This is a genomic window from Leptolyngbya sp. Cla-17 (genome assembly GCF_016807185.1).
Taxonomy (GTDB): domain Bacteria; phylum Cyanobacteriota; class Cyanobacteriia; order Leptolyngbyales; family Leptolyngbyaceae; genus ULC077BIN1.
Genome location: NZ_JAEVYN010000001.1, coordinates 1,205,654 through 1,220,271 on the forward strand (window position 1 = coordinate 1,205,654; position 14,618 = coordinate 1,220,271).

Annotated in this window: 10 protein-coding genes and 1 pseudogene; 2 read left to right on the top strand and 9 right to left on the bottom strand. The window is 46.5% G+C overall.

The window, feature by feature from the left end; genetic code table 11:
• Positions 1-70 precede the first annotated feature (70 nt).
• The 4 genes from JOY44_RS05435 to JOY44_RS05450 form a co-directional block, all read right to left on the bottom strand.
• On the bottom strand, positions 71-2,815 hold the full coding sequence (locus JOY44_RS05435) for a methyl-accepting chemotaxis protein (protein WP_171572671.1): 2,745 nt from the start codon (positions 2,813-2,815) through the stop codon (positions 71-73).
• Positions 2,816-2,963: 148 nt separating this feature from the next.
• Positions 2,964-3,494, bottom strand: coding sequence for a chemotaxis protein CheW (locus tag JOY44_RS05440; protein ID WP_171572672.1), 531 nt, complete (start codon positions 3,492-3,494; stop codon positions 2,964-2,966).
• 11 nt (positions 3,495-3,505) lie between these two features.
• Positions 3,506-3,871, bottom strand: a complete 366-nt coding sequence (locus tag JOY44_RS05445; protein WP_171572673.1) for a response regulator transcription factor — start codon at positions 3,869-3,871, stop codon at positions 3,506-3,508.
• Between the two features lie 94 nt (positions 3,872-3,965).
• The gene (locus JOY44_RS05450; protein WP_171572674.1) at positions 3,966-5,279 is read right to left on the bottom strand and encodes a response regulator; all 1,314 of its coding nucleotides are present in this window, start codon (positions 5,277-5,279) and stop codon (positions 3,966-3,968) included.
• A 689-nt stretch (positions 5,280-5,968) separates the two neighbouring features.
• On the opposite strand from JOY44_RS05450, the gene hmpF reads away from it, so the two are divergent.
• On the top strand, positions 5,969-7,750 hold the full coding sequence (hmpF, locus tag JOY44_RS05455) for a pilus motility taxis protein HmpF (protein ID WP_242541719.1): 1,782 nt from the start codon (positions 5,969-5,971) through the stop codon (positions 7,748-7,750).
• Here hmpF and tilS read toward each other — a convergent pair.
• From tilS to JOY44_RS05475, 4 genes are all read right to left on the bottom strand, one after another.
• Entirely contained in the window at positions 7,740-8,660 is a 921-nt protein-coding gene (gene tilS / locus JOY44_RS05460; protein ID WP_245404903.1) for a tRNA lysidine(34) synthetase TilS, read from the bottom strand. The two genes, hmpF and tilS, sit on opposite strands and share 11 nt — an antisense overlap.
• Before the next feature lie 147 nt (positions 8,661-8,807).
• Positions 8,808-9,236 (bottom strand): KGK domain-containing protein, encoded by a 429-nt coding sequence (locus JOY44_RS05465; RefSeq protein WP_171572676.1) that lies wholly within the window; start codon positions 9,234-9,236, stop codon positions 8,808-8,810.
• 1 nt (position 9,237) lies between these two features.
• Complete coding sequence (gene ccsB, locus JOY44_RS05470) at positions 9,238-10,245, bottom strand: c-type cytochrome biogenesis protein CcsB (RefSeq protein ID WP_171572677.1); 1,008 nt, start codon at positions 10,243-10,245, stop codon at positions 9,238-9,240.
• A gap of 98 nt (positions 10,246-10,343) precedes the next feature.
• A complete protein-coding gene (locus JOY44_RS05475; RefSeq protein ID WP_197984982.1) occupies positions 10,344-12,164 on the bottom strand; it encodes a DUF3352 domain-containing protein in 1,821 nt (606 codons plus the stop codon).
• 457 nt (positions 12,165-12,621) lie between these two features.
• Here JOY44_RS05475 and JOY44_RS05480 point away from each other — a divergent pair, with 457 nt between their 5' ends.
• Entirely contained in the window at positions 12,622-13,761 is a 1,140-nt protein-coding gene (locus tag JOY44_RS05480) for an SAM-dependent methyltransferase (protein WP_171572678.1), read from the top strand.
• Between the two features lie 124 nt (positions 13,762-13,885).
• On the opposite strand, the pseudogene JOY44_RS05485 reads toward JOY44_RS05480, so the two are convergent.
• Positions 13,886-14,618: pseudogene (locus JOY44_RS05485) on the bottom strand (hypothetical protein); the annotation flags it as partial.

Sequence of the window (14,618 nt, forward strand, 5' to 3'; positions counted from 1 at the left end):
ACTCGATCTACTGAGAATTGACATCAATTGAAATCTGCTGAGAAATGCGCGATCGCGCTTGAACAAGGTCTTACTTACGATCTACCGTTTCTACCCTGAATCGTTCTACTGAGGTGAGCAAATCGCGAGCAACGCCTACTAGACTTTGCAGCGATCCGGATACCCGTTGAGCTTCTTGAGACGTTTCTTGAGCAGTTAGTTCTACCGATTGCATGACCTGAGCTACCGCTCTAGACGTTTCAGTTTGTTCAACCGTATCGGAAGTGATGGAGCGTACCAGTACATCGATGCGATTGGACACTGTAATAATATCCTCTAGCGATCGCTTCGCCTGTTCTGCCAGCTTTGTCCCCTCAATCACCTGCTGAGTTCCTTCTTCCATTGCCGTCATTACTGAGCCAGTTTCACCTTGGATCTGGAGGACGATTTGTTCAATTTCCTTCGATGCCTTGGCTGCCCGATCTGCTAGCTGCCGCACTTCATCTGCCACAATTGCAAAACCGCGACCTGCTTCCCCAGCACGAGCCGCTTCAATACTCGCATTGAGCGCCAGCAAGTTAGTTCGAGAGGCAATTTGCGAGATTAAAGCAACGATCTTAGAAATTTCCTGAGACGATTCTGCAAGCCGCTTCACCTTGCGAGTGGTTTCTGCCACAGTTTCCCGGATTTGCAAGATTCCTGCTACGGTACGCTCTACTGCTTCTCCCCCCCTCAACGCAGTTTCTGATGCTGAACGTGCCACCTGTTCCGCTTCACGAGCACTTTCTGCTACCCGTTGAATCGATTCTGTCATCACCTGTACTGAATTTAGAGTGACCGCTAGCTCTTCCGCTTGCCTTAATGCATCTGAGGATAAACTACGAGCAAACATTTCGTTGTCAGTGGAGCCTTTGCTGACCTGTCGAGCAGCTACTTTTACCTGTTGCACAATTTCCCGCAGGTTTTGAATAGTTAAGTTAAAGGAGTCAGCAACGGCACCCAACACGTCGGCAGTCACTTCCGCTTGCACCGTCAAATCGCCCCTTGCTGCGCCTTCTACGTCGTCTAGCAAACGTATTACTTGACGTTGCAGATCTTCTTTTGCTTGTTCTTGTTCCTCTGCTTTCCGTTGAGCCTCACTGGTGGTTGTCAGAATGACTCGTGCCATCTGGTTAAAGCCGGTTGCCAATTGACCAAATTCATCTTCAGCGTAAACACTAGCGCGGGCGGATAAATTGCCCTGACAAACAGAATTGAATTGGGATTGCAAATCATCCGTGGAGCGCTTCATTTGTTTCGCTGCAACTTGTCCCAAAACAAGCGTTGCAGCGGTGCTCGCAAGTCCAGCGGCTCCAGTCATAAGCCAGCCTGTGTTTCGTAGTTTGGAAACCACCGCAGAATCTTCTTGAGAAAAGCTAGAAGCAGTGTAGTTTACGCCAGCAACGCCGATCGCTGAGCAAATTCCAGCCGCTAAGGCAATAATAAGATGTTTAGTAGCGATGGATGCATTCTCCATCGGGGCAAATATTCCTTGTTCAACACTCACTGCCGGATCGAGGTTTTGTGGATCTAACTGTGTGAAAGCTGGAACCTGATCCGTGCTGCTAGTGAGGTTGAAGACCTCATCATCGTTAACAAAGGAGCGATCGCTAGGTGAGGCGAAATCCATTGCTGAATCCTGCGGATCTACAGCAGAAGACATCCCAAATTCCGAGCCAATGGCTGGACGAGTAAATCCGGCTGAGTTTTCTGACAAATCAAAATCAGATAGATTGCCCAAATCATCAAATTCATCAAATTCGTCCAAAAAATCGACGTTACTTTGGCCTGTCGAGCCAGCTGAATCATTTAACGAGCTGCCGTAAGAGGTCGAACTGGAGTTTCCCATTTTGTAGTCAGCATTCATCGGAACTGATGAATCAATGCGATCAAATGAAGATTCTCCGTCGTCGTAAGCGTTGGCAGCCCCCATGAATAGTGTGTCGTCTTCACCCGACTGGGACAGACCACCACGAATGCCACTAGAAGTTTCAGGAGGGCGATCATTCAATCCTCCACCTGATAAAGGCGGGGAATAGGAAGAATCCTCTGGCAGATCTAATGGGGCAAACGCATCGTCAAATTCGTCAAAAGTTGGCGGAAAATCATGTTGGTCGCTGAAAGCGGCTAGCTCATAATCATTGCCCGGCATATTGGTAGGAGCTGCGAAAGCATCTAGATCCGTTGTTGCAAATGCATGCGGACTATGCACAGAGTTATTTGTCTCAACAGCAAACGGATCAGAAAATGTAGGCGTGGATTCATGCGTATTGGAGAAGCTTTCTTCTCCAAAGGGATTATCAAACTGCATGCCACTATTTGATGGTGCATCTGCTTGAGCGTCGAAGCCATCGTTGTCAAAAGCGTCAAAATCTATATCATCAAATGAGTCAGATATAGGGGAATCTTGCAGGTTTGTAGGGGCATTGAAGGAGCCAACAAATCCTTCATCGTCCAAACCATCATGAAATGTCTCATTTCCACCAACGTTGAAATCATCAAAAGTCTGCTGTGAAGCACCTGCTTGTTCACCAAGATGTTGCAATCCTTGGTTTGCGTAATTGGTAAAATCGGGATCATTCGTTAAGTGCAGCACAGACTCATATTGTTCTTTTGCAACGTCATACTGCTGCAATCCATAGCAATAAATATGCCCCCGCAATAAGTTAGCGCTTGGATCATCTGGGAAGTCTTGAATTAAGCGGTTGACGATTTGAGCAGCGTCGTCATAGCTGCCATTCATATAGGCAATTTGAGCTCGCTGATATTCTTGTGCGTACTCAGTACCTGTTCCCATGTGCCTTCTCCCAGTTGATTGTTGAGTACGGTAACCTGCTTCCCAGAGTGATGGCTCAGAATGAAACGAATAGCATCTATACTATCCTCGATTTGTAAGACCGAACCTTCAACTTCACGATGCGGTTTTACCATGATGCTTCGCCTGCTTATGCCGCCCATCGTGCTGACCGTAAAATTGCGATCTGGTCGAGCAACCGAAGATATTTACTGTTTAGATTATCTAAAATCCATTCTCCTCGCAAAAATGGAGCCACACTATCTGGGGCATTTTGAGGCATTTGCACCTCGTCCAGATCAAGCCATTCCATTCCAACAATCCGATCCACTGCTAACCCCAGCATTAAATCTTGATCTTCCACGGCAATTACAGATACTTCTGGTCTGTCGGTATTAAGTGGAACTGAATCTCCAAGGAATTGCCCTAAGTCGGCGACCCAAACCACTCGACCCCGTACATTCAGCGTACCCAAAAGCAAGGGGGAAACATTCGGAATTGGAGTAATTCGATCAGGAGGAGGAGAAAGAACTTCTTTGATACCAATGGCAGGCAGAGCAAATTCAGTTCCTGAAGAGACATAAAACCGTAAATGCAGCTCACCCTCAGGACTCTCAAGTTCCTGAAATTCTGGTGCTTGATCGTGCCCTCTGCCAGTTAAAAAATCTGGAATTCCTACCATTTGCTCATTCCCTATCCTCGTAATAATTGCTTAACAGTTCCAACTAATTCGGTTGGTTGAAATGGCTTAGCAATATATGCATCGGCTCCTTGCTTCATACCCCAGTAGCGATCGAATTCTTCTCCTTTTGAAGAACACATGACCACAGGAACGTTCTGGGTTTTGGGGTCAGCCTTGAGGCGCCGGCACACTTCATACCCATTCATCCGGGGCATTACAATGTCTAGAACAACTAAGTCAGGGCAACTCCCTTCAATTTGCTCTAATGCTTCTACGCCATCGCTTGCGACTGCGACATCAAGACCACTTCCTTTGAGGAGGTCTTTGATCATTTCCCGTTGAGTGACGCTATCTTCGACAACCAGAACTATACTCATACTTTCTACCTGCTTGCCGGTTTGAAGGTGAACGGGAAGAGCGAATCGCCGCTTACCTTGAACTGCTACTAACTAAAGTACCCCCATTTACGAGTTAAGTGGCGTTGATAGTGCCGAAATTACTTTGTTCTTTCAAGTTGTACTTCATCTTTTGGTCGACTGCTGATTGAGTTGATGATTGTTGACGTTCAACATAAGCTGAACCAATGTAGCTCTCGACTAACATTAATAGCTCATTTTCGCCAAACGGCTTTGTTAAATAGTCCGTGGCTCCAATTAATTTGGCTCTGACGCGATCGATGAACCCATCTTTGCCCGTCAGCATGATAATAGGTGTTTGGCGAAAGAGGGTGGAGGTGCGTAACATTGCACACACTTCATAACCGTCTAGCTCAGGCATGGTAATGTCGCACAAGATTAGGTCGGGAATGATTTGAAAGACGCTGCTCAACGCTTCTAATGGGTCACCGATCGCGATCGCGTCATAACCTTGTTGAGTTAGAATGTGCTTCACAGTTTCCCGAACAGCCACTCCATCATCAATACAAACAATTTTAGGCGGGCGCATTTCAAAGCGCGAGTGGTCGCTAACTCGCCGAGTTAACTCGTTCTCCTTTCGGGCGTTTTGAACCGTAGCCTCCGGACTAGTGAGTTGAAGAACACCCTGCTGAATATAGGGATAAATTGCCTGAGCAACCGTTAGGATGTCGCGATTAAGGTACCTGCCAATCTGCCGCAAAGTGGTTTTCCCATCCGCAAATTTAGAGAGTTTGTTAAAGGTACGGTTTGATAACGCATCCTGTAACACACCGACATTTGTAATAATTGGACATTGCTCAGTGGAATAGATATATGGATAAAACTGCTTCCACCGTTGCACCTGTTTCATTGTGTGGGTCAACAAGGGTGATATTTCAAAGGCAGTGAGTTGAGGAGATAGAGGTTGCCCGATTTCAAATATAAAGGTGCCATGGTGCAAGCTTAATAAATCAAATAAGGTTTCGTGCACCATACTTTGAATAATGCTGCGACCCTGGGCAGGAGTCAGCGTATGATTTTCCATCAGTGCCCAAAGATAGCTGTATTCAGGAGCGTTAGCAGTGGCGATCGCCCCGCTCACTAAGGGCGCAAGGGCCTTTTCTAGTTCGTAACGCTGAAGATAGTCCCGTAGACGCAGCAACTGAGCATTGGGATCGGCTGCATAAATAATTTGCCCATTTAGAAAGAAGACGAACCAAGACTGCTCAGTGGAATCAGGATTGCGATTGTTTATCGCATGAGCTACCTCCGAATCTACCGCGGTAGATTGAGAGGGGTAGGCTTCTACGAATAACTCTCCGGTTCGCTGCCCCAATTCAATAAGCTGCAGAATACTGCGAATATCAATTTCACTGAGTTTACCCTGCATGCACGTTCGACTATTTTATTAAAAGGTTCACCTAGAAATAGGCAAATAGGACAATCGTCCCCTTCTCTGTTACATTTCTTTAATAAATCTAACAAGCAATGTTAAGTTAGAAGGCGAAAGCTGAGCAATCAATTGTGCCTTCAATGAAATCTAGGTTTAATAACTAATTCTGCTAAATCTTGGCAGATTTCTTTGGAATGATCCATGATTTATCAATACCATTTAATTTGTACCTGTTAGGATATTAGCCTTACTAGGCTCAAAACGTCCTCACGTCGTGATAGTGCTGCTATGGATATAACTTGTATCTCCAATCGAATGGGTCAAATAAATCCTTTTTGAGTGATCATGCATAAGTATTATCAAGATCTTACTGTTTGGCACAAGTGGATATCTAGTCATTCTTGCTCAGCTGAAAACTGGGTTAGGCAAGCTAGTTTAATCAGGCAATTTTGCTTCTATGGTTTATTACTATAGACAAGTCGCCTGAATGAATTTGCGTCATGATGTCTTAAAGCCTCATTGCTTGCTGTGCTTGGTGAATGAATTTCGGATTCTGGTGATCGCTACAGCGACACAAATGGTGGGAATGCTTTTTGTATGTGAAAGGTTTGCCAACTTAGCAAATTCAATAGGCTGCTGAAGGAATCTGTGAATTAGGCTTAGTTTAGCGAGTTTAGCTAGCGCATTTGTTGAGTTTGTTGGGCAAAGACAAAGAGGGGATTATTGGCGTGCTGTATCTAGCAGAAGTACAAAAGAAAAGCGGTGGATTGCTAGGTGGTGGTGGCAAAGCCGAAATTAGATTGCTTGCCTGCCAACGATCAGAGCAGAACTGGTCGTCAATTCCGGGGGATGAAGTGATTCCATCCGATGAAGCCAACAGTTATGGCGCAGGTGCCTTAGTACTGGTAGATGTGTCAGCTAATCGACAAGTGCAGCGACTTCAAGAAGCAGGTCGTCCTTTAGTTAGTATCTTGCAAAACTTTTCTCGCTTGCAGGAAAAGTTTAAGACTCAAGAAGAAGAAATTGAGCAGTGGAAGCAATCGCTAACTTATCAGAGTCAAGAGCTAAACCGTCGAGAAATGGAGATGGAAGCCCGTCGGGAACAGCTTCAGCAAATGGAAGAAGACTTTGAGCAGATGGAGCAGCAGCGCCAAGAGATTACAGCTTCTCAAGAAGAAATAAACCAACAAAAAGAAGCTTATGAGCGCAACCGCCAAGAATTAGAAGGGGCTTGGGAACATTTGCGTGGTGAGACGCGCCGCATGGAGGAACAACAGACAACCATGCAGCAATCTGCGGTGTTGGATGACGACAAGGCGCGCATGTTGCACGAAGCATTGAATCGATTAACAGGGGCATCCCCAGTAGAACCCGTTCGAGATTCACTCAATGCTTCTTTTGAAATTTTATCCCAGCACCAAGAGCAGCTCAACCTATATTGGCAAACTTTAGAGCAACAGCGATCGCTCGTGGCTCAAAGCAATCAAGAAATTGAGCAGCAAGCGCAAACTATTCGAGATCGCTGGCAGGAGTGGCATCAAGCTCAAACCGCTCTAGAGCAGGCTAAAGCCGAATTAAAAGCACAGCAGACCGCGCTGGTCGGTAAGCAGGATTACGCAAGACTGTTATCTAACCAGCTTCAAAGCCATGATGAGCTTCATCAGCAAGTCTATCGATTGGCAGCAACCTCTGCCCACGTGAAGATTGGTCTCCACGTAGATGTAGAAGCCCTGGAAAAAATGCCAGTGGACGACCTGCAAAAGGTTGTTCAGGATCTAGAAAACGAGCTGTTAAAGCTTGAAAGCTTTGTAGAAAGTCAAGAAGAAGAGTTGCGCTCAAAACAGCAAGAAATTGACGACATCAAAACCAAAATTAATGCGGCGAATGAGTATGATCGCCTCAATTTAGAAAATGAGATGTCGGACGAGCAAGATGGTTATCAGATGCTGTACGAAACCCTTGTTGGGCAGCGTCGCAGCCTCCAAGAGCGGAAAGCCTTTCTCAACCAGCACCAGTCAGTTCTTCGCCATCGTCAAGGAATCGCCGACCCAGAAGGTAGCGAAAGTGTGATTGATCTTGAACCGATCTTGACTCAAATCGATGCCCAACGCCAGCAGCAAGCCGATGAGCTACAGGCATTAGAAGCTCAGATTACGCAGATGCAAGCGGCTATTCAACAGACGGAAAATATTGTAAATAATCAAGTTACAGACCAAGAATCTAAACGCAACGAGTTAAAGCGCCTCGAAGATGAACTTTTAAACCGCCGCAAAGCCGATTCTGAAGGGATTGGTAAAGTTGCAATCTATCAAGAGATGCTTCAGCCTGTACAAGACACTACAGATGGAATGCGCCAAAAACTGGAGGCGATCGCAGGTGGAATGGCACAAGGGCAAGAAGTAGCGGATTCTCAGCAGCAGGCAATTATTGAAATTCGCCAAGTCATTAGCAGCTTGACTAATTCCTAGCATTCATAACATCAGCGCTTTGCAGCCTGATCCAATCTCCTTCTACCTGAGCGATCGCACCCCCTGGAAACGGATCAGTTTGCGATCGATGTGGGGCTGAAATCAATGCGACCAACTTTTCAATCTGTGCAAAATTAGGAGCTTCAGGCAAACTCTCTTGCAAAAATTGACGAGCAGCCCGGCGTTGTAACGCGATCGGGGCCGTTTGTAGAGTTCGTCGATTGAAGCTACAAGACTGTCCCTCAACATTCCACTCAGCTCGTTCAATTAACTGACTAGCTTGCGCTTCTAGGTATTCCACCTCTGCTTGTAGCAATTCTGCTGTCTGATTAAGCGCTTGCTCCACCTGGGGATTAAAATGAGCTTGCAAGTAAGGGATCAGCTCTAAACGAATGCGATTTCGGGCACACTGGAGACTTTGATTCGTGCTGTCTTCCCAAATGCTCAGGCCCATTGTCTGACAAAACTGGGCAGTTTGAGCACGAGTCAAGCTGAGCAGTGGACGAACGAGCTGAAGGGTAGCAGTCAGCGATCGCGTCCAAGTCAAAGCCTGCAATCCATCTGCACCACTACCGCGCATTAGGTTATAGAGAAACGTTTCAGCGCGATCACTAGCGGTGTGCCCTGTGACGATGGTGCCATAGCCATGCTGCTGAGCAATCTGCATCAAGATTTGGTAGCGCCATTCACGAGCCGCTGCTTCACTCGACACAACAACTTCAGCCGTTTGCTCAAAATAGACAATTTGCCACTGCTGCGCCAAGTTCCGCACAAACAAAGCATTCTCCGCTGAATCCGATCGCCAGCGGTGATCACAATGGGCGATCGCCAGTTCCCATCCCCATTTTGTTTTCAAATCCAATAGTAGCTTTGCTAGACAAAGAGAATCTTGCCCACCAGAAACCGCCATTAAGATACGCGAGCCTCGTTTTAGCAAGAGTCTTTTTTTTAGGCTCTGATGCAAATGAGCGTGCAGATCTGTCCAGGAAGGGAAAGAATTTTCTGTGACAGGATTGCTCATTTAAGAGGGCTAGGATTTGGGGTCTAGAGCTAAAAGCTAGTAATCATCATCAGGGCTACCATAAAAGTCTTCCAGATTTGTATCTGATCGCCCTGACTGATACACGTCATCGCGATCAAGCCGAGGGGGAGAATCAGAACGAGGCTCCAATTTTCCTAGACGACGTGGCTGTTCGGTCATGCGTCGTTCAGGAAGCCGTGCTTTGGGACTATCTGGCGAAAACTCTAGCCGGATGCGAACTCTACCGCGCTGCCAACCTTGACCACTAAACCGAAGTGCTTGACATTCCAAGCCTTCGTTAAACCAGCCTTCATTTTCTTCGACCCAATCTTCTTCGCGATCGCTAATTGCTTGTGCCAAAGCATCTAAGAATTCGCCAACCTTAAAGGTAGGGTTTGCCATCAACACCCGACCCAGGTTAACAAACAGCACTTCATCATTATCCAAAGGTTGAAACTCATCCATTTTAGAAAAACCAACCGTAGCTATGAAGCCCTTTACCCAACAAATTCACGCCCAAATAGCAAACCCAAACGACCAGAAAACCCGCTGCTGCTAGCAATGCTGGACGACGACCTTGCCAGCCTTTGGTAATCCGAGCGTGCAAATAAGCCGCAAACACCAACCAGGTAATCAGCGCCCACGTTTCTTTTGGGTCCCAACTCCAATAGGAACCCCATGCTTCGTTTGCCCACACCGCTCCGGCAATGATACCAATAGTGAGCAGGGGAAACCCCAGCCCAATGATACGGTAACTAATGTTATCTAGGGTGTCTGCCAGACTGAGACGCTGAGGCGAAAGAACGACCGCGATCGCCGGAGGTTCCATAACCGCAACAGAACCGTTGTTAGAAAATACAGCAGTTGCTTCGGTTGCCAAGACCTCACCAATGGGTTCACCCGCTTTTCGCAGTTGATACTTGCGATCACGGTAGCTGCCTGTACCGACAGAGCTGCCTTTTAACTCGATCTCTTGTCCACGGGTGACGACCAAAAATGCAATCGCCAGCAGAGAACCTACCATTAATGTGGCGTAGCTTAACATCATCACACTGACATGCATCATCAACCAGTTGGATTTAAGTGCTGGCACTAACGGCTCAGAGACTTGCATCTCTTTAGGCAATGTTAGAGCCGCAAAAGCAGCAATGCTCATGGAAATTGGCGCAGTCACCACTCCCACCAGGCGATTACGGCTCATCCGTTCTGCCACAAAATGCATTGTGGTAATGCCCCAAGTCAAGAAAAACAGAGATTCGTATAAGTTGCTGAGGGGAAAGTATCCGGCTTCCAGCCAGCGTGCGCCCAAGAGTGCTGCTATGCAAAGATTGGCGATCGCCATTCCGGTACTACCCACGATTTCTAAATATGGCAGGTTTGGAAATGCTGCCCCAATCCAATAAACCAGCATTGTGATAAACAGCACTGCAAAGGAAGCATTGTCTAAAATGCCTTGCAGTTTAACCAGATCCATTTCGTGTTCTCCACAAAAATCTTTAAGTGAATCGTTCTTATCCCTCTATCCTACGATGCTGACTGCAATACGGACAGGGTTTGACTCTTCTACCTGGTCTATTGTGGTGGTGGCACAACCGGAGTAGGGCTTGGCGATGCAGGCAGAACCGTTGGACTAGGCAAAGGTTTTGGATTCCCTGCTTTTTGCAGACCCACAAATACATCGTAGCGTGTGGTGCGATCGCCGCTCACTGCCGCCGTAATGCCAAGCGATCGCACAGCGGCAACCAGTTCTCGGTTGCCAGGTGGCAGTTGCAAAATGGGAAACTTTTTAGCGTTAATTGCCTCATCCACATTGAGATAGAAATGTCCATTGTTTGGGTTTAACCCAGCGGGAATCGCTTTTTTAAATGCATCATTGTCCGCCAATGGTTTGCCAGGGCGCGGCACAATGGCATTGGCGATCGGTGCACCTAACGAAAAGAAGGTGATGTCTCCATCCAACCAGCCACGATTGATTATGGTTCCACTTTGGGGCACTGTCCAAGCAGTCACAGGTTGTCCGGCGACATCTCTTTCTTCAACTTTAAACTTGTATCGCTCCACCATGGCATCATCCAGCTTCTTTAGAGTGGCTTCGGCAGCCCGACGATCGCTGGCTTTCATCATCATCAACAAGCTGAATGGCAGATTGGCAGGTGTTCCCTCTGGCGCAGCCGCAAGGGCGATCGCAAATTCTCCATCCATCCAGGGCAAAAAGTCTTGCTCCCAGTCCATACCAACCGTAGATTTGATTCCTGATCGAATCACCTCTGGGTTGATGGGAGTGACAGGATTTGCCGCTGCTCCCTGACTATAGTCCTGCCAAAACTTCTTTAAATTGCCGCCCGATGCCATCAAGATAGTGTCGGCAGGTAGCCGGGTGGGCATTATGGAAGCTGTATTTTTACTATCAAACTTACGGGTACTGTCTGGTTTTAGCCAAGACACGCTTTTAAGCTGGATGCCCTCTGGCTCCAAAGTGGCAGTCGCGGCCACACCTTGATTCTGCTGGAGTTGCTCCAAGTTTTGCGGAGAGAGCGATCGCCCCGTATTTGCCGCCGTCACTACTGCCGCCGCCGGCAGGTTCACATACAATTTGCCAAAGGCTTGAGGCACTTTAATTTGACCCAATGCCTGGTTATAACCCGGAGTTTTTGCCAGGGTTGCTTCCCCTTTATAAGCATCAATCGCGCGATCGGTGGCTTTGGGATCATTGGTAACCAAGAGATACTTCCCATCGATTGCGGTTGCCGAAAAGGCCTGTACGGTTCCCTGAGTTTCCTTAATGTCAAAACCCTTGTAGCTGCGGTTGTTGAGTTTGCCACTCTGAGGACGTGGCTGTTCCAAAATTTCCTTGGCTTTTAATGGATCGCGAATGGGTAAGATTACCACAATCGACTGCTGGTTGGGCGGAATTGCGGGAGAGGTGACGGGTGCCTTTGGTCCCAAAAACGCCACCGTAACTTCCCCGCCAACCCACGGCTGAATGTCTTTTTGATAGTCAAATCCGTTACTGGTCAAAACGCGATCGCGTACCTCTGCCAGACTTTTGTCAAATGCCGCCTGACTCTGAACCGTGCCAAACTGACGCAATTTTTGCCACTGTCCTGGTTCAGTCGTCACAGAAATCGCGATCAGAGCATCTTGCGGAATCATATCCGCCCCGACTGGCAGATCTTCGGGAGCAGCTTTGGATTGAGATAAATACCAATAGGCCCCACCGCCGCCAGCGACCAGCAATGCGGCGGTTCCAGCCGTTAGCAGAAGAGGGGACTTTGTTTTCTGGGCAACCATGAGTGTTTCGCTAAGCTCAACGGGCAATGTCCCTGACACTTTAGCAAAACTGAGGGCGATCGCAGCGAGAAATCGTCCAAATATGATTTCTGCAGAGTCCACAGCAGGATCAGCCCCAGCAAACTAACAAACCGCCTCAGATGTGGGGTTTCAATTGTTTGGCTGGCCAGCAAATCGTGAGTACTAAATAACAGAACAATCACACTATTTCCCCTCACTAAAGGTAGGGGTAAATAAAGCCATAGGAAGTACCCATTCCAGTCAGGCGAGCGATCAACGATCCCCAAACCCCAAACTAGAATGGCTGCGTTAATCAACAAAATCGAGACTTTGCTAGGGTCAAGAAGAAAGGCTTTTGAAGGCAGCACAAAGGGCGAATTGTTCAGCATACTCTGCTTGCGTAATCCAGCGTTCACGACCGATGACATTCATAAATTTTTGTAAGCTTACTTTGACGTAATGTTGAGACAAGCTTGAAATAAGCTTAAGGAACCTTGGAAATCATTGTCTCTGTGTCATTTTGCTGGATTCCTTAAACGGATTACTGAAGATTAACCCCATGACTTCCATATTCAATGAACAAGATATTCAGCGCCACATTCCTGTTGTTGGGGATATTGCGGCTAAAAGCCCTTTAGCCTATCAAGCAACTCGTGGGGTTGTCGAAGTGGTAAACACAGTGCAGATGGCGATCGCTGAGTCTTATATCAATGGGCTAGAGGTACCTGACTCGGTTTTGCGAGCGCTGTTTGACACCTGTATGCCCATCTTTTTTGAGCATTTCCCGTCCCTTCTCGCCCCCTATGAATGGGTCTTGCAAGAAACGGACCATGTGGCAGAAGGCTCTAGAGAATTGATGAAGCTTCAATACGACCTCCCCCAAGGTATGTTGAATCGGATGCTGGGTAATGGGCAACTCATTTACCCTAAATACAGCATGGGTTTGTGGGAAAAAGGGGCGATCGATCTTGAGCAATCTCAAATGCACATGATTGACGACATCATTGAAAAACTTGACATTCAAGATGGCGACAACCTCTTAGATTTTGGCTGCGGTTGGGGCTGCGTTCCAAACTATATCTTGTCCAAGTTTCCGAATGTCAGATTCACGGGGTTGAACCTCAGCCATGAGCAGTGTGAATATATGCGTCAAAAGATGCACGACCCTAAGAGTTATCTCAGTTCAGGTCGATTCACGCTGATGGAGGGAGATCTCAACGATGCCCAGCTTGAAGAAAAATTCGACAAAATTCTTTCCGTTGGTGTCTTTTGCCATGTGGGAAATCTAACCAACGCGTTTAAAAAACTTGCTTCATTCTTAAAGCCAGAGGGCAAGTTTTTTCTGCACATCATTACTGTTCGGACTCCCAATAATATCTCTAGCGCTTACACTCACAAATACATTTTTCCTCACGGTCGCTACTGGAGTTTTGATAGTGTTCCTACTTACAACAAAGATTTCAAAACGGTTAAGCGCTGGTATCTCAACGGTATGAACTACTCTAAAACTTTCGCAAACTGGCTGAAGAACTTTGACGACAGCTACAGCGATGTTAAGAGTCTAAACTACGGGATCGATCCGGCTAAGTTTCGTCGCATCTGGCGATTTTATCTAATCTGGTTTGTTGCCAACTTTGCTAGCTGCAATGGCGAGATTAATGGCAACGGTCAGTTTCTCATGGTTCACAGCGATCGCTGAAGCCTCGGTGAGCAGGATTGCTTTTTGTGACGTTTATGTTTAACTCTTCCTCTGGATAAGAATTTAGTAGTAACTTTCTAAGTCCCGTGTTGCAAGAATGCTTTATTTACCGCACTGCGCTCCATTACACAGTTTCTAAATCTTGAACCTGTCCACAGTGTTTGCAGTGCGGTAAATGTTTATAAGTGAATTCGTGACAGTTTGAGCATTCAACATATTGGTAATATCCACAGTGAGGACAGTAAGAATCTTGAGGTCGAATCTTCTTAGCACATCTTACACATTGCGTCTTTTGAACCCTGCTAGCTGCCTGAAGTTTTGCATTGAAAACAAATTTCTGAAAAAACTTGATGATTCCAAAACCAAGCAGTGGAATGATCAAAATGTATAGATAGCTAACCAGAAATAGTAGTCCGCCAAAAAGGGCGCTAATAATCTCAGCAATGAGTTGAAATAAAACCCCAACTTGCAGAAATTCAAAAATCTTAAATATGAGCGGAATGCAAAAAATAACCAGCAAATGCCAGCTAATTAAAGCCGCCAATCCATAGCCTTTCCGTTGAGCAAGTCTATGAATAAACAAAGCACCCCAAATCAGCGGTAGTAAGAAAAGAGTTTGAAAGACCAACTGAATACTGGGATACCAAAAAGATGCCTGCTCATAACCTTTTTCAATTTCATTGAATTGTTCTTTGTCTTGAAGAAACCTTATAAAACTAGTACTTCCTGGCTTTTTAAGCAGTTGATTTTTGAGGACAGAAACATCTTTTTTAAGGGCAGCAATTTTAAGATTATTGTTGTCTATTTCCTGCTTAGCTTTTTCGGCACCTACTAGATTAATCGACTGCCCACGAGGC